13 protein-coding genes are annotated in these 17,606 nt (G+C 36.3%); 1 reads left to right on the top strand and 12 read right to left on the bottom strand.

Going from position 1 to position 17,606, the window contains the following annotated elements; all coding sequences use genetic code 11:
* Positions 1-160: 160 nt before the first annotated feature.
* The 4 genes from ACQKFG_RS03675 to ACQKFG_RS03690 form a co-directional block, all read right to left on the bottom strand.
* On the bottom strand, positions 161-1,465 hold the full coding sequence (locus ACQKFG_RS03675) for a uracil/xanthine transporter (protein ID WP_427556301.1): 1,305 nt from the start codon (positions 1,463-1,465) through the stop codon (positions 161-163).
* Positions 1,466-1,692: 227 nt separating this feature from the next.
* Positions 1,693-2,076, bottom strand: a complete 384-nt coding sequence (locus tag ACQKFG_RS03680) for a cupin domain-containing protein (RefSeq protein WP_427556304.1) — start codon at positions 2,074-2,076, stop codon at positions 1,693-1,695.
* Between the two features lie 129 nt (positions 2,077-2,205).
* Entirely contained in the window at positions 2,206-2,970 is a 765-nt protein-coding gene (gene allE / locus ACQKFG_RS03685) for a (S)-ureidoglycine aminohydrolase (RefSeq protein ID WP_192203524.1), read from the bottom strand.
* 414 nt (positions 2,971-3,384) lie between these two features.
* Positions 3,385-4,752: an allantoinase gene (locus tag ACQKFG_RS03690; RefSeq protein ID WP_427556307.1), complete on the bottom strand. Its 1,368-nt coding sequence runs from the start codon at positions 4,750-4,752 to the stop codon at positions 3,385-3,387.
* Positions 4,753-5,376: 624 nt separating this feature from the next.
* Between ACQKFG_RS03690 and ACQKFG_RS03695 the strand changes: the two genes are divergently transcribed.
* Positions 5,377-7,029: a PucR family transcriptional regulator gene (locus tag ACQKFG_RS03695; protein WP_427556310.1), complete on the top strand. Its 1,653-nt coding sequence runs from the start codon at positions 5,377-5,379 to the stop codon at positions 7,027-7,029.
* 449 nt (positions 7,030-7,478) lie between these two features.
* Here ACQKFG_RS03695 and ACQKFG_RS03700 read toward each other — a convergent pair whose 3' ends face one another.
* The 8 genes from ACQKFG_RS03700 to allB form a co-directional block, all read right to left on the bottom strand.
* On the bottom strand, positions 7,479-8,729 hold the full coding sequence (locus ACQKFG_RS03700; RefSeq protein ID WP_427556313.1) for an allantoate amidohydrolase: 1,251 nt from the start codon (positions 8,727-8,729) through the stop codon (positions 7,479-7,481).
* 198 nt (positions 8,730-8,927) lie between these two features.
* Positions 8,928-9,866: a sugar phosphate isomerase/epimerase family protein gene (locus tag ACQKFG_RS03705; RefSeq protein WP_192203520.1), complete on the bottom strand. Its 939-nt coding sequence runs from the start codon at positions 9,864-9,866 to the stop codon at positions 8,928-8,930.
* Positions 9,867-10,008: 142 nt separating this feature from the next.
* Complete coding sequence (locus ACQKFG_RS03710; RefSeq protein ID WP_427556317.1) at positions 10,009-11,766, bottom strand: thiamine pyrophosphate-binding protein; 1,758 nt, start codon at positions 11,764-11,766, stop codon at positions 10,009-10,011.
* Complete coding sequence (locus ACQKFG_RS03715; RefSeq protein ID WP_427556320.1) at positions 11,767-13,221, bottom strand: four-carbon acid sugar kinase family protein; 1,455 nt, start codon at positions 13,219-13,221, stop codon at positions 11,767-11,769.
* Positions 13,222-13,254: 33 nt separating this feature from the next.
* On the bottom strand, positions 13,255-14,202 hold the full coding sequence (locus ACQKFG_RS03720; RefSeq protein WP_427556323.1) for a transketolase family protein: 948 nt from the start codon (positions 14,200-14,202) through the stop codon (positions 13,255-13,257).
* 1 nt (position 14,203) lies between these two features.
* Positions 14,204-15,028 carry a transketolase gene (locus ACQKFG_RS03725; RefSeq protein ID WP_427556326.1) on the bottom strand — a complete coding sequence of 275 codons (825 nt, stop codon included), beginning with the start codon at positions 15,026-15,028 and terminating at the stop codon, positions 14,204-14,206.
* Positions 15,029-15,296: 268 nt separating this feature from the next.
* Positions 15,297-16,052, bottom strand: a complete 756-nt coding sequence (locus ACQKFG_RS03730) for an IclR family transcriptional regulator (RefSeq protein WP_349729124.1) — start codon at positions 16,050-16,052, stop codon at positions 15,297-15,299.
* Positions 16,053-16,212: 160 nt separating this feature from the next.
* Positions 16,213-17,595 carry an allantoinase AllB gene (allB, locus tag ACQKFG_RS03735; RefSeq protein ID WP_427556329.1) on the bottom strand — a complete coding sequence of 461 codons (1,383 nt, stop codon included), beginning with the start codon at positions 17,593-17,595 and terminating at the stop codon, positions 16,213-16,215.
* Positions 17,596-17,606 lie beyond the last annotated feature (11 nt).

The raw sequence follows: 17,606 nt of genomic DNA on the forward strand, positions 1-17,606 counted from the left end.
CTCAATTTATTATTTTGTTTTCTTATAATCAATTTCAAGTTTATCGTTAGAAAGTTGACCATTGACTTCAACAGATCCAAAGTAGTCAATATTATATATGAATTCCTTTTTTATCCAAATGTTGTTGCTCATTTTTTCCATTTTCAGGCAGATATATCGATTACTTCCTGACTTCCAACTTATTTGTTAACTTATTCCAATCAATAAGTTTTTCCAAAAAAATCGATATAATGACACCCATAATGAGACCATTTGTAATGAAAGGCTGCAAGAGGACAGGAATACTGCCGAATGATGCCGGCGGGATATTCATAATGCTAACTCCAACTAGGACTGGACCCGCTAAACGGAGTATCGTTTCAGAGTTGAATAACGTTCCTTTTAAGCTGTTTAATGCGGTCCCAAACAATTGAAGGTATGCTACAAACAAAACAGCGTTACCTATTGTTAGTGGTATTGTTCCTAAGAACCTCCCTAATGGCGGGATAACTCCAAGGAGAATAAACAAGAATCCGCTTATCATAAATGGCTCTCGTTTAAATAACTTGGTACTTTGTAAAAACCCTATTGTAGATGTAAATGGAGTAAAAGGGACCAAGCCAAAAATTGAAGAGATAAACGCAAAAATACCTGTTACAAAAATAGATCTCCTGTATTGACTATGTTCCACCTTTTCCTTGTAAACATCTGCAACAGCTTGAATAGAAGCGAAAGAATTCGTTAAATTCAGAAGGACCGCAAAAAAGGAGACAAGAATAATACCAATATCCAAGTTTGGAGTTCCAAGGGGAAAGAAAGTGAATGCCATACCTGAAGAGCTAGCCGTCGGAAGATCTGAAGGGAAAATAATTCGATATAATGACCATCCTACGATAATTCCGATTAAGATTGAGAAATTGCCTAGTATTTTCCCTCCTTTAATCCTTAAAAAGCCAACGAAGATGACAATCAAGATTGAAAACAAACTGACAGGGAGATCAATTGTTCCACTTTCGGTTATTTTAAACATACCTTTGAAGAAAATAAAGATGAGCTGAAAGGTTAGCAAAAATATATAAACACTTATCACCATCGGCTTAATTACTTTCTGTATGATATAAATCAGGTTAAATGCCGCAAGCAGTACGGTTACAGCTCCCGCCAGCAGAATACCTGTTGCAATTCCCCCTCCTACGGTTGCAAAATCCAATCCGAGTGCAGATGCAGAGATGCCCATATTTATCATCAGACCCCACATTAGCCCCGAATGGCTGTCCAATAATGGATAACGATGCCCAATCCAGGCCTGCAGAATAGAGGCTATTCCTGTAAAGATAAAAGAGCATCTTATCGTCATTTCAATTGTTTCTGAAGGAAGCTGGAATGCTGCCCCTACAGAAATTGGTACGACAACCGTATTGGCAAAAATAAAAAAAAGCCACTGTAAAGAGGACAATAATGTTACAGTAACTCCTTGCTGTGTCATCTTAATCATCACCATTTCCTTTATAAAATCTGTTTGCGAGTTTTTAAGGAAGCCAATTCTTAAAAGTATTGATTTCCTGTAAAAATTACAAATCATTTCTTTTTATAAATAAAAATATAAGCGAAGCGCTGTCTTCATTACAATCGCTTCGCCTTAATCACTTTTTTTGTTTTTTGAAAGAAGAAACTTAAATTATTTTGTAATTGTTTAATAATCTTAGCCTTTTTCTAATATCTTGTTATATCCATTGGCAATGCCCCTGCAGCAAAGCCTACAAACATGAATTGACTGTTTCCTGTATTACGCATTCCATGAATTTGATTAGGCTTGGCCAATACTACCATTCCTTTTCTGATCGTAATCTCATTCTCTAAATCCGGAAAGTATGTTCCTTCCCCCTCTATGCAAACCCAAATATCATCAACATTCGAATGAGAATGTAAATATACTTCCTGCTCAGGTTCAAGACACCAAACTGCCCCAACAGTTTTATCCGTTTCATAGAAATAATTTTTTTGTGGTGCATTGGAATCGAATTTTGCTATTTTATCGATTTCAAAAACTCTTTCCTCTATTATCGACTTTTTGTTCAAAATTATATTCTTGTCCATATCTCAGCACCTCTTTTATATTTAATGGGTTTGAATTACACTTACCAGATTTCCCTATAATACAGATTCTGCCCACATTAAATCTCTTGAAGTTGGCACCTACGCATTCCTACTAAGTGATGTGACATTTTACAAGGATGCATCACGATTACAATCTTTAGAGTAAACATATGTTAAATTTTCTCTACCTACCGCATAGGCTGCTTGATGTACATATGGACCCATAAAAATGTAATCTCCTTTCTTTACAGGAACCCACTGATTATCCAGATTATACATCCCTTCTCCCGAGAGTAAGTAGGCGCCATGTTCTTGCACATGTGTTTCGATGAACGGATGAGAGGCAGCAGGATCAAAGGAAAGAATATGAAAATTCATATCAAAATCTATATCAGCAGGCAAAAGATCTTTAAGATGGACATTATGCATATCATCATAAATCCTAAATTCAATATTGTTGGCATGGTTTGAATAAACCCATGGCCTCCGTCCTTCAAGCGGACGATACTTTTGCTTATATAGGAATAGTTTAGAATCTCCATCCAATTGGTTTTCTAAATACATCTTTGTTCCTGGAGGACAGTATAAATAACCGCTTTCATCGAGGACAAACTCTTGTTCACCTGCAGCAGCTTTTATTTTCCCTTCAATAACATAGACAAATGTCTCTACATCTTCTTGTCCACCAAACCCCTCGCTGTTCTTTCCTTCCTTTTGCATTGTCACAATATAATCGACAAAGCTTGCTCCAAGCTTTGGAGAACCCAAAATGGAAATGATACAATTCTCAAATCCTGGAACAACATTATTGACCAATCCTTCAGGTGCAATTAAAGCATATTTACCGTGCTCAATTATTGATCTGCTTGCTAATAAATCTTTAGGATAACCCATCTTTTAAACTCTCCTTTTAATCGTATTTTGTGAGCCAATTCATATGACACCAATCAAACTTTTAAATCGTGAGCCAATATAAGCATGTGAATAATGGTGTGCCCTGTTACCGTTATAGATTAACTTATTATTGAAGCTTCTTTTCATATATTATTAACTTGTGTCAGAAACCATTAAGTCTCTTATACAAATGTTAAACGCTTTCATTTAAATAGTCATTATGCCTAATCAATAAAAACGATTTATATTTTTGTCTATTATAGATAAAACATCTTCTTATTTCTTCATCCATGATTTTCTCTTTTATCAGTCCCAGTTCCTTATAGGCTTCTTTTGCCTTTAAGATTGTGTAAGCCTAAAACAAATGTCTGAAAGCGAATCAGCTAATAAAATGATTAAGACTTTCTCAATCCTTTATAGCTTAACAACACTAGATTTTACTTTTTCCACAGTGGTAATGCTTCCATTTTCAAAAACAATAGCCCCATTGACGATCGTCGTCGTTACTTGCCCTTTGAATGTCCTGCCAACATAAGGCGACTGCTGATGGCGGTAGAACAAATCTTCCTTTTTCAGCTCGAAGCTTCTATTCAGATTAACTATCGCCAAATCAGCATCGCTATCAACCGCTATTATCCCTTTATGGGGATAAAGGCCAAATAACTTAGCTGGATTCGTTGATGTTAATTCAACAATTTTCCCCAGAGGAAGATTACGGTTAAAATGCCCCTCTGTCAACATAATATTGAGCGTAGTTTGAGCACCAGAAATCCCACCCCAGGCACTGAAAAAGTCTTCATTTATTACCTTTTTCATAGATGCAGGTGCTGGTGAATGGTCGGATGCTATAACGTCAATTTCACCGTTTGCTACAGCTTCCCATAATTGTTCTACTTCTTCATCATCACGCAGTGGAGGACAGCATTTTGCCAATCCGCCTTTTTCCTCTAAGTCTTTTACTGTCAAAGATAAATAATGAGGGCATGTTTCTACCGTAATATCTAGGCCTCTTTGCTTTGCCTGATTAATGACGTCCACTACTTTCCGGCTGCTCGCATGAACAATATGCAGTTTACAACCTGTAGCTTCAGCATATGAAATTATTCTTCTAACCGCTTCAATTTCGGAAATTATCGGTCTTGATTCAACGAAGTCCTTTGCAGTCGTTTTATTTTGTCTTTGTTTTTCTTGTGTAAGCTGATCACAAATGACTGTGCTTTCAGCATGAACGGCTAAAAGTGAACCTATAGAGGCAATTTCTCTCATCCCTTTAAAAATCGTAATATCATCGACATGATTGAAATCGATAATTCCGCTCGGTGACATAAAAGCTTTAAATCCAATTACTCCATTTTCATCAAGTTCCTTAATATTCTCAATATTTTCAGGTGTAAGTCCACCCCAAAAGCGGCAATTGATTACCGACTTTTCTTCGGAGCAAGCTCTCTTTAATGCCAAATATTCTTTATTGATTGTTGGTGGTGTACTGTTCAATGGCATATCAAAATAGGTTGTTACCCCACCTGCCGCTAAACTTCTGCTACCAGTTTGAACACCTTCCCATTCAGTTCTGCCTGGCTCGTTGAAATGAACATGAGTGTCAATTAATCCTGGGAGGATGTGCTGCCCCTCAGCATTAATTTCTCTTGTTGCAATAGCATCAATATTTTTTCCGATGGACACTTCTTTAATTTTCCCTTCCTTAATTGCAATATCTCCTTGAACAATCGAATCTAACATTACAAGATTTCCATTTCTAATGAGTAAATCATATGTAGCCATAGGTTCATTCCTTTCTATGAAAATCAAATTTTATAATTACTATTAAATCCAATCCTCTTTAATATTCGGAACAAGATACAACTATTACATTATGAACAGAACCCATCCATATAGAAAAATAGTTTCCCACTTTCCAATTTCTCTCTTCGGGTTTTGTTGCCAATAAGCCTCTACTAAATTGTGTTTCCTGCTCCAATGGAGCTCTGGTTTGTTCAAAACGGTTCCTCCTCGTTATAAAACTTAGCATGATAGCGCTTACTTTTCACCGAAATAAAAACTGGATATATATATAAAGGTATAAAAGGTCTTTAAAATCTTAGATGTTAAAACCCGGATTAGCTATTTTAACCATTGCAAAATTATGTATGATTGTATGTGCTTCTAAATAAAAATATAGTTGCTAAATAAATATAAACTTGAGATTTATGGAATGCAAAAAAATCTTGAAAACAGTTTCATTACCCTTCAATCCTCTATACAATTGATTATAAGCGGATTAATTCACAAAATCATTATGCAATGTAAACAATTACCATTTAAATTTTTGTCCAAATTTAACAACATTCGTTTGCTTCCCTTTCTAGAAATAAAAACTGACAAAAATGTAGAATTAGAAGGTGTATGATGAAAAAGGTAGAAGATTTATTTATCGTTGATGTGTTTCGAGAAGCCAAAATTATTGCTGGACATGCCGGACTTAAAAGGAAAGTAGAATCCATTGAGATTTCAGAAACACCCGATGCCATCAATTTTTTAGCTGAAAACTCCCTATTATTGACAACAGGATACGCTTTTAAAGACGACCCTCATGCATTATGCAATCTCATTTCCCAAATTAATGAACTTCCATGTGCAGGGATCGCCATTAAACTTAAAAGGTTCATTGATAAGATACCGCCGGATGTAATCGAATTAGCTGACTCATTAGAATTTCCCATTATTCAAATTCCAGAGACATTAACATTAGGTGCGGTTGCTCATCAATTATTAAGCTTTATATGGGATAACCAAATCGAAGAGTTATTTTATGCGATGCATATTCACAAGGAATTTACCAATATGATGATAAAAGGCTACAGCCTGAATTCTTTAATTGAAAATCTTGGCTCCCTATTAAAATGTCCTGTTCTCCTACTTGATCCTATTGGTGATGTGACATCCTTTTCTCATCATTTTAGTACAGGAAATATGAAAATCGTTATGAAAAATGTTCAGGAACACATTAAAAGTGATATAGAAACATACCTAGAAAAAAACCAGCTCACAATCGACATCCAAAATACTGACATTTCTATAAAAATGTTTCGGGTGAAAACTATGCGTCCCTATCCATACTTACTAATAATTCTTCACCCTGAGAAGCTTTCATTCCCATCTTCCCAATTAGCTATAGAGCAAGCATCAACAGTCATTTCATTTACGCTGCTTAAAAACGAGGCAATTAGAGAAAACAGTCGTTTGTTAGAAAATAACTTTTTTGCTTCCCTTGTTGATGGAAAGATTTCCAACAAACAAGAAATTATTCATAGGGGAAAACAGCATGGCTTAATCGACAATATGAAATACGCATGCATTGTATGTAAGATTGATTATGATAAACAAAACGCTTTACAAAAAAGTGCAGAAATAATGAATAGATCATACGACTATTTATATAAATTTTTACATAAATCATTTTTAAAGATAGATACTAACAACATCGTTTTTATGAAAGATGGTTATTTTGTTATTTTGATGCAATCTCCTCTGAATATTAATGATTCGATTAAAAGCATAATAGAAGAAAGGCTGAAGGAATTCCAGAATGAGGCTTATTCAAAGCTAAAAATTTCGTTGTCGTTTGGAGTTGGTAACTTTTCTAATGACCTTACCTATATCCACCTTACATACGAAGAGGCAGTGGAAGCATGGACACATGGGTCTGAACTGTTTCAAAATAAATTTATAAACTTTTACGAGACCAAGCAATTAATCGAACTGATTCGGTTAATTCCCGAAAAAGATTTAAAAAAATTTTATGAAAATACTTTACGTTCTCTATCCTATCCGAAAAATAAAGATGAAAAAGACTTAATTAATACCTTATCGGTATATTTGGATAATAATTGTGAACTTGCGATTACATCCAGGAAACTGTTTGTTCACCGTAATACCGTTAAATACCGAATTGCCAAATGTGAGGACATTTTGAATTATTCCGTTCATGATTCAAAAAACTCACTTCATTTACGTATAGCTTTACTCATGGGTTCAATTTTCAGAGATAACAATGATTAATAAGTAGTTGTAATTACTACTTAAGCAGGTATTGACTGAAGTTAACTGCCCACGCAGACAGAGATCAATATGAAGAGTAAAACTCGGCTTCTTTTTCTGAAGTGACACTACAGAATCCTTGGATTATGGAGGAATCCAGGAATTTCAGTGGCTTTTTTATTAACATGATAAAGAGTCCATCCAGAACTCCTTTTGTAACCATCGGATCTGTGTTGATACCTATGACTGTTTTATCGCTTGAAGGATCTCTACCTTAAATATATTTCTTATCGAATGGCCTTTTCGAAGCATTCAATATTATAGAAAATGCTTCTAATAACAGTTGACTGATTTGTTCAAGAGGTACTGATTGAAATGTATTCATTTTGAAAAAACTCGTGATCCGATACAGTCGGATCACGAGTTTTTTTGAAGGAGTCTTATATTCTCTATAAAACCTTATTTGTCCCTCAATATTGTTTTGTGGCTATTTTAATTACTGTAGAGTAAAGGACTCTAGCTCCTGCACCCATATCTTCTACAGTAACGAATTCATCAGGATGATGACTAAGACCATCTTTACAACGAACGAAAATCATTGCAACATTCGTTATATCCGCCATAGCCATTGCATCGTGGCCAGCACCGCTTACAAGACTGATAGCACTACCATCCAGTTCGCTAATGGACTCCTCGATTACTTTAATCAATTGTTCATCACAGTATACAGGATCGGCTTCCATGACCTGTTCAAAATGAATTTGGAGTCCTCTAGCTTTTGCTACTCTTTCACTTTCAGTTAATATGGCATCAATGGCTTTTTTCTTACGATCCACATTTAAATCACGGATATCCAGCGTCCCTGTTACAAGGCCAGGTATTACATTACTAGCACCCGGGCTTACAGTAAGTTTACCAATTGTCGCTACTAATGGTTCATTTTGGACAGCGATGTTCTCAATGTAGGAAATGAGATCACTAGCTCCTAAAAGTGCATCTTGTCTAAGGGCAACAGGAACTGTCCCTGCATGTCCAGATTTCCCGATAATTTCAAAATAAAATCTTGTAGCACCAGCAATCCCACGAACTATTCCGACAGGTTCATTCTCCTTCTCAAGCACAGGCCCCTGTTCGATATGAAGTTCCAAATAAGCGAGAAGTTCTTCTGGAGTACGACTAGCCTTTTTATAAGCATATGGGTCAGCAATACCAATTCCTTTTAACGCTTCAGCAATTGTTATTCCTTGTTCATCTGCCCTTTCTAAATCTTCAGCAGTAAAAGTTCCTGCAATCGCTTTACTACCGAGGAAAGTTGAGTGAAACCTTACTCCTTCCTCATCACAAAAACCTACCACTTCGATTGGATTGTATAATATAATGCCATTATCCTTAAGAGTTTGAACAACTTCGATTCCAGTTATAACACCTAGAATACCATCATATTTACCTGCTTCAATCACGCTATCTAAATGTGAACCAATCATTAAAACTGGAGCTGTAGGATCTTTCCCTTCATAACGTCCGATTATATTATTAAGAGCATCTTTTCTTACCGTCATCCCAGCTGCTTTCATCCACTCTTCAACTAGACTTTCTGCTTTTAAACTTTCCACTGTGAAAGGTAGTCTAGTGACACCAACAGATGTAGATGAACAAGCAGCAAGTTCTTCGGTTCTAGTGTTGATTCTTATAGCGTCAACATCCTTCTGAAGTTTAACCAATCGATCACTTCCCTGCCAATTTAATCTCTAAGAAAATTTTTTGTTATTTAAATCCAGTTACTTAATGCAAAGTCATATTAACACATTTAGTCGTTGCTCAATAGGAATTCTGCATGATAAGCTAATTAAAAGTTAGATTAAACGGCGACAAGCTAAAGCACTTGTCACCGTTTAATACATATCGTACATATATATAGGCTAACTAACTAAACGCCCTTTTTTTGAATGTAATAATGACCATGCATCAACGAGAGTACGTTTTGACTGTGCAATTACAATATCTGATGATTCTGTACCGACAGGTTTTACTTCAAAAGCGACTATATTCTTTATGCCTTCACCGATGTAACCGATTTCTAATAGGGATCGTAAATACTCCGCTAATTCAGAAACATCAACTTCACTTCCTGGATATCCGAAACGCGGATGCTGATCGCCGTAAGCAGGATCAGAAGTATCTTTAATATAGCAATTTCCGATATGGGCATGGTTAATATAATCACGAGCAACCGTTAATGCATCATGAGACGTTTCACGTTGCATTGGTAAATGACTTAAATCAAGCATTAAACCGAAAGTGGGATCTACTTTACGAACTTCTTTTGCAACTTCAACAGCAAGTTTGTTCGAACCGATTAGACATTTCTTATCAGTCTCATCATCAAATGTTTCAAGTGAGAGTACTAAATCACCTTTAGATTTTGCATAATCGCATAATTCTTTGATAGAATTCGTTAGTAATTGTAAGGCAACATCTTGTTGAGTATCTGGTTTAGCCCCACTTAAGAAGCCAAGTTTAGCAGCATTTACTTCGTAAGCTTGGTCAATTCCGCCTTTTACTAAATCGATAGCCCTTCTACGCTCAGCTTCATCAAAAGAATTAAGGTTTCCTTTGTTTCTTAATAGAATCGGTTGTGCACCAAATCCTACATTCATTCCACCAGATTGTAAAATTTGAGCAGCCTCTTTACGTTCTTCAGGATTGTTAATGGATGTAATTTCAATTCCAGAGAAAAAATCATCTTGTACAATTTTCTTAATTGTTTCAACAGCTGGGCCATCTCCACCCATTGTTTCCGGATAAGCCATAAAGTGAACAATTCCGACTTTCATAGAATTATGAAGATTTGCTGACATCGTTTCGCCGATTTTTCGGCTTCCCTCCTTTAATGAACCCATTATTTAAGTAAAGGCAATACTGCTTTTTATTACTAATATGTTTTTTGAAGCAATAGGTCATATCCCATTGCTTCAAAAAAATCACTTCCATTAGTGATGATTATTTAGAATAATCAATTTTTTCAGAGTATTTAAAGCCGTTAAGTGCACCGTTATTAGAGAATTCGCATGCGTTCTTAGGATCTGGATCAACTATAACTTCTATTAAATATGGTTTACCTGAGTCAACTGCACGTTGTAGAGCTGGTTTGATATCATCATAATGTGTAACAAGCTCACCACGAACACCCATACCTTCAGCCGTTTTAACAAAGTCGATTCCTCGCTCTTCATTATCACATAATTCATTTTTGTAAATTAAGTCTGTAGAAATTTGGCGTTCATTATAGAACCAGTTTTGTTGTTGACGAATTAATCCCATTAATGAGTTATTCATACAGAAAATAATGACCGGAATATCATGTTTTGCAGCTGTAGCAATATCTTGTAATGACATCCCTAAGCTTCCATCACCAAGGATGTTTACACTTTGTCTTTCAGGAAATGCAAGTTTCGCTGCCATTGCTGCACCAAGCCCCCACCCCATTGTACCCGCACCGCCAGTTAATAAGTATGTTCTTGGTTCATACGTTTCAAATAATTGACTAGACCAGATCTGGCTGATACCACAGTCATGTGATACGAAGGCATCGCGATCCAAGAATTCACGAAGTTCTCGCAATGCACGCTCTTGTCTGATTGGAAGTGTTGTGTAATCCGTTTTACGTGCCCATTTCTTACGCTCTTCAGCTAAGTTAACTTTAGTACCTACTTCGGCAGTTGCAGCGACATGAGCGCCAAGTGCTTTATGGGCTTCTGCAAGTTTAACCATGAATGTTTTAACATCAGAAACGATACCTAAATTAGTTGGTACAACTTTACCAATTTCTTTATTATCAAGGTTTACGTGGACAATTTTCTTACCGTTTTGTGTGAATACCGAAACATTACCAGTAGAACGATCAGCGAAACGTCCGGCAAGGTTGATGACTAAGTCAGCTTCAACAATTGTTTTGTTACCGAATGGAGTATCAAGCATCGTTCCCATACGTCCAGCGAATAAAGGGTGATCGTTGGGGAATGTATCCATCCCCATGCCAGAAGTCACTACAGGGATTTGCAGTTCTTCAGCTAACGCTTTTAATTCAGTAGTAGCGTTTGCAATGTTAACCCCTCCACCAGAAAGTAAGACTGGTCTTTTAGCGTCTTTTAATAATTCTAATGTTTTCTCTATATCGGCATCGGAAGCTTGTGGTAAGTTATCGACTGGAGTAGAAGCGATAAGCTCATCTAGGTCTACTTCTATTTCTACTTTTTGTTGGTCAATCGGTAAATCAAGAAGGACTGGACCTTTTCTTCCAGTAGTTGCTGTTACCCATGCTTCGTGAATAAATTCAGCGGTTTTCGAGCCGTCAGTTAAACGGTAAGCAGCTTTTGTTACAGGTTTTGCCATTTCAACGATAGGCGCTTCTTGGAATTGCATGGTTCCAATTAGACTATTTTTTTGTTGACCAGTAATTGCTATCATTGGTATGGAATCCATCCATGCACCATAAAGACCAGTTAAGAAGTTAGTTCCACCAGGACCTGATGTGGCAGCACATACACCCACTTCACCAGTTGCTCTTGAATAACCGTCAGCCATGAAAGCACCAGTTTGCTCGTGACGGACAATATAAGATTCAATTTTAGTTAATTCTTTTACTGCATCATAGAATGGTAAAATTGCAGCTCCCGGTATACCATAAACGTGTTTCACTCCTCTTTTTTCTAAATACAAGGCAATTAACTCAGCAGCTGTCATTTTTTGTTTAGCCATTTATATCTCTCCCTTTTGATCCTTTTTTATATTTTCAAAGATTTGAGCAATCGAATCTTTATCCCCAACGTTGCCTGGAAATACGATATAAGGTGTATCTTTGAACTTAGCTTCACTTCCGGTTAACCATACTGGAACACCGGCGATCGCTTGCCCTAAAACTTTTGCATATTTTATTTTTAAGCCGTCAGTTGCCACATCACTCGAAGTTATACCGCCTTTTGCAATGATGAATTTCGGCTTTACTTTTAGTGAGCGAATAACTTTAACTAAAGAACTTGAAACAGTTTGACTAATCTTTAAGTTTTCTTCCTTATCTTTCGCACTAATTAAATCTCTACTCGTATATACAAGCGTATCGCGATTAGAAGAAATATTTTGATCTACTAATTGACATACTCGTGTTAGCTCTTCAATTCTCGTTTCTTTATTCAGAACTTTCACAACATTCATTTCGATTTGTTCAATCGGGTATTTATTCATTAGTTCCTTAATTTGTTCCGTAGTTTTATTCGTGTGAGAACCTACTATAATAAAGCCACCATTGTTTTGGCTTATATCATTTGAAACAATCTCATTAGCTGATAAATATGGACGATCCTGAATTCCCGCAATCGATTTTACAAAAGATGCTGCAGTTCTAAACAAGAATTGCTTGCCAGAATCAATTGCTTTAAGGACAGCTAATGATACGATGTCCAGATCATAATAAGATTTAGCATTTACTATAATAGGGGCATTATTGTTGGCAGATAGTAAAATCTCATAAACTTTATCAATGCCGCCATCATGAATATCTTCAAGTGAAATGATCAAAGCTGACTCTGAATTTACGCTTCCATTTGTCTTTTCTTCAATCCATTTCGGCAAATTAGCAGTATTGAACCCGAAAACGGAATCATTCGCAAATTCTGTTTCATTTACTGGGATAAGCTGACCATCCATCCCTAAATAATGAGTATTATCCAAGGTGTAACGATGTGCTTCAAAAAAAGCCGGTATGATTAAATGACCTGAAATTTGTACATTAGCAGTTTTTACTAATTCATCTTGGAGCACATTAATTTCAAGTGGATAATGCCCTCTTAATGTTGAGTCACTTCTACTGATAATCGAATAATTAATACCCATTTCCTTAGTAACGTCAACAATGTTTTGGACAATCTCCCTATTGATGTTTTCCGTTTTTTCTGCATTATAACTTCTTGTGTTTGTTAAAATATAAAGTACACTTCTCTCATTAGATAACCCTTTTTTAATCCAATCTTTTCCCCAGTCCGTAATGACAAAAATATCATGTACCGTTTGGACACCAGTTGGATCATCATCTAAAACGATAAACTTATGTTTTGTTTGAATTAAATGAGCTTTGATTTTTGCACGAAGGCTGTCATCCGATTTAGAGAAGAGGTCTAAAGTATCCTTTAAACTTAGATATTGGGTTGCGTTTGACAAAAACCCTCCCCCTTTCATTATCTAAAAATGTGATTAGCTAGTTACTCTATGCCCTAATAATTCATTTGCAGTAGAAATAATACGGTGTGCTCTTAATTCAAATAAATCAAGTAATTCATCCATTTTTCCAGAAACCCCAAAACGGTCATTTGTACCGATTCTTCTTAATTTAGTTGGTTGGTTTTCCGATAATACTTCAGCAACAGCACTACCTAATCCACCTATAATTGAATGCTCTTCAACTGTGATGACATGTTTTGTTTTTGCAGCAGATGCAATAATGGCTTCTTTATCAATAGGTTTAATTGTATGGATGTGTAAAAGTTCGGCGCTTACGCCTTGCTTTTCCAATTCACCTGCGGCTTTTAGTGATTCATCAAGCATTATCCCCGTACTGATGATTGTAATATCAGATCCTTCACGGTATTTAATTGCTTTACCTATTTTGAATGGTTCTTCTTTTTTGGTAACGATCGGTACTGGTAATTTGCCAACACGGAGGTAAATTGGTCCTTCATGGTAATAAGCAGCTTCTACTGCTTTTTCCATTTCAACCGCATCAGCTGGAACAATTACAGTCATACGTGGAAGTGATCGCATTAAAGAAATATCTTCAAGCGGTAAATGTGTTGCACCTTCTTGAGCAGCTGATGTACCAGCGTTATGACCGACAATTTTCACATTGTTATTTGAATAACATACTGAAATTCTCATTTGATCAAATGCGCGCCCAGTAAGGAAGTTTGCATAAGCATTGGCAAATGGTACTTTACCCGCCACTGCCATACCGGCTGCGGTACCTACTAAATCACATTCAGAAATACCGATGTTGAAAAAGCGTTCTGGAAATCTATATTTATATAGATTTGTCATATTCGATTTTGCGCAGTCCGCGTCAAGTACCACTAGATTGTCATGTTTTTCTCCAAGTCTAATCAGTGCATCAGCAAAACCTTTACGTGGTGCTTCTTGATTTGCCATCTTAAGCCAACTCCTTTAAAGCGATTTCTAATTGCTCATCATTCGGAGCCATTCCATGCCAATCATGGGTATCTTCCATAAATGAAACTCCCTTGCCTTTAACCGTATGAGCTAGAATTGCAGTAGGTCTGCCTTTAGTGCGTTTAGCTTCTTTATACGCTTCATTAACTGCATGAATATCATGACCATCAATTTCAACAACGTGCCAACCGAAAGCTCTAAATTTATCACCAAGATTTTTTACACCTTTTACATTTTCAACAAAATCATCAAGTTGAATTTTGTTCCAGTCGATAATCGCACAAACGTTATCAAGATTGTAATGTGCAGTTGTCATTGCCGCTTCCCAAACTTGACCTTCTTGTAATTCCCCATCACCAATCATGCAATATGATCTTCTATTGCTACCATCTAGTTTTGCAATTAGTCCAACACCATTAGCTACTGATAATCCTTGACCAAGTGATCCTGAAGATATGTCTACGCCTGGAATATGCTCTCCACATGGATGTCCATGTAACCTACCGTCAACATCCCTGAATGTCATTAACTCTTCAACTGGGAAGAAACCTTTTTCAGCTAATACTGAATAAAATACAGGTGTACAATGACCCTTAGATAGGAAGAAACAATCTCGGTCTTGCCAATCTGGGTTGTTAGGATCAACATTCATGTGCTCAAAAAATAGCACGGACATTAGTTCAGTTGCTGATAAAGAACCACCGGGATGACCACTTCCTGCATGGTTCGTCATCTTAACTATGTGCCGGCGAATTGTTTTCGTTAGATTATTATAAAATTTGCTTTTCTCTTTAGAAAAATCCACTATTACTCCTCCTTTTAGTTTTGTAATAAGCAACGCAGTTTCATTTAATGATTAAAAAAATAAGCATCTTGTTGCTTATTAACTAACCATGTTTCTTATTTTGATATTATCACCGTTTTTTGAATATTTCAAGTATTTTTGTCAATAATTTTTTTATGAAGATTCTTCGAAGGACAAAAGATCAGAGTGCCCCTTCGAAGATAAACTTGAATCAATAAATTGCCACAAAAAAAGAATTGGTTTGATACCAATTCCTTTTTCACATTATTTAATTGTCTGTGTAACCAAGCCTTTTGGAAATCTTTTTACCAATATCCATTATAATTGGTTTAATTTCAGTTAATCTTTCTTCAGTCATTCGGATGCTTGGTCCTGAAATACTCACGGCAGCAGTAATTTTCTTCCGATTATCAAAAATTGGCGCTGCAATACAGGTGATTCCTTGTTCATTTTCTTCAACTTCTCTACCAATACCTTCGTTCCTTATTTTCCCCAATTCTTTAAAAAAAGATTCTTTATCTGTAATCGTTTGTTCAGTATGCTTTGGTAGACCATGCCTGTCAATTATATCTACGATCTCATTTAATGGCAGGTGGGCTAAGATTACCTTGCCGACTGCCGTACAATGCATTGGGGCCCGTCTTCCTACTTGTGAATGTGTTCTAAGGGTTTCACTTCCCTCAAGTTTTTCAATATAGATTACCTCTCCTTGATCATATACGGTCAAGTGGATCACTTCATTAATATGTGATTCTAACTCTTCCAGAAAAGGTTTAGCTTGAGTTCTCAAGTCAATAGATTCAAGCAGCATCGAACTTAATTCTAAATATTTATAGCCTAATCTATATTTTTTAGTTTCAGGATTTTGTTCGATGAATCCATGATCTACAAGAGTACTTAATAATCTGAATATAGAGCTTTTATTTAAATCTAGATTGGAGGCAAGCTCAGTAACCCCAATCCCTTCTTTACGCTTGCTTACTAATGAAATAATTGTTAACGCCCTATCCACTGACTTAACCATTTGCATTACCCTCCGATTAAATCCTATATTACTTTTTCTTTATCTTACCACAATAGCAATCCCCAAACATAATACCATTCAAAAAATAAAACAAAAAGAAGGTATGACGCCATCAAGAGCAACTTAAGTGCCCTTTTAGGTCAACCTTCTTTAGAGGATTTTATGCTTTTACGAAACTACTTTTTGCCGAAATAAACTTCCCGATTGGCTGACCTACAATCCCTGTCTCAAAATCAAATACTAGTTGTCCCCTTACAAACGTTTTCGTCACTCGACAGTTAATCTTTCTTCCAACATAAGGGCTTTGTTGATGACGGTAATACAAACCTTCTGGCTTAACGGTGTACGATTTATTTGGATCAAGGAGAATGATATCAGCGTCATAGGAAACTTTAATGCTTCCTTTATTTCTTAAGTTAAATATTTCTGCAGGCTTTGTCGCAATCATCTTTGAAAATTCACTTACAGAAACCCCTCGGTTCTTAACAGCCTCGTCAAACATTAAATCAACATTATTTTGGCAGCCACTAATCCCTCCCCACACATCAAACATATTATTTGTGTTGCTCTGCTTCATATCTGGAGGACATGGGGAATGGTCTGATGTCAGGATATCAATTTTCCCCTCCTTAAGAGCTTCCCATAATTTATCTTGTTCCGTTTTAGAACGAAGCGGCGGAGCGCATTTCGCAACAGGTCCTATCTTTTCAAAGGTTTCCGTATCTAACATGAAATAGTGAGGACACGATTCTATCGTAACCTCTTGGCCTTGTTTACGTGCTTTAAGGATTTCTTCAACAGCCTCTCCACTACTAATATGAACGAAATGTAATTTACAGCCAGTCTCTTTACCTAATAACAAAGCACGTTTTACAGCATCAACCTCAGTAAAAATTGGGCGGGACTCGACATAATCTCTTGCTGTTGTCTTCCCTTGTTTCTTCTTTTCAATTGCCAGTTTATCAGTAAGCTCTGCATTCTCAGCATGTATAGATAAAATATGCCCCAATTCCGATAGTTTTTTCATACCTTGATATAGAGTAAAATCATCAACATTTTTAAAATCTCCAATTTCCTCACTACCACATGTTGCCATAAAACATTTGAAGGCCACAACACCTTCGTTAGAAAGGTCCTCTAAATCTTCGAGATTATCAGGAACTAATCCACCATACAAAGCATAATCAACATACGCCTTATTTTCTGCAGATTTTAATTTTAAATGCAGTGAACTCTTTGTAGTCGTTGCCGGCAAAGCGTTTAATGGCATATCAACAAATGAAGTTGTCCCCCCTGCAGCTAGTGCTTGAGTTCCTGTTACAAACCCTTCCCACTCCGTTCTTCCTGGCTCGCAAATATGGACATGGGCATCTATCATCCCGGGCATGACATATTGATGAGAAGCATCTATAATTTCAGCAGATTCTCCGACTATTTCTTTTGAAATTTCTGCAATTTTACCATTAAGTATACCGATATCTAGTTGTTCTACTGTATGTTCAATTACTACATTTCCGTTCTTTATAATTAAATCAAACTTCATTCTCCCAACCC

Source organism: Peribacillus sp. NPDC076916, from assembly GCF_050269675.1.
GTDB lineage: Bacteria > Bacillota > Bacilli > Bacillales > DSM-1321 > Peribacillus > Peribacillus aracenensis.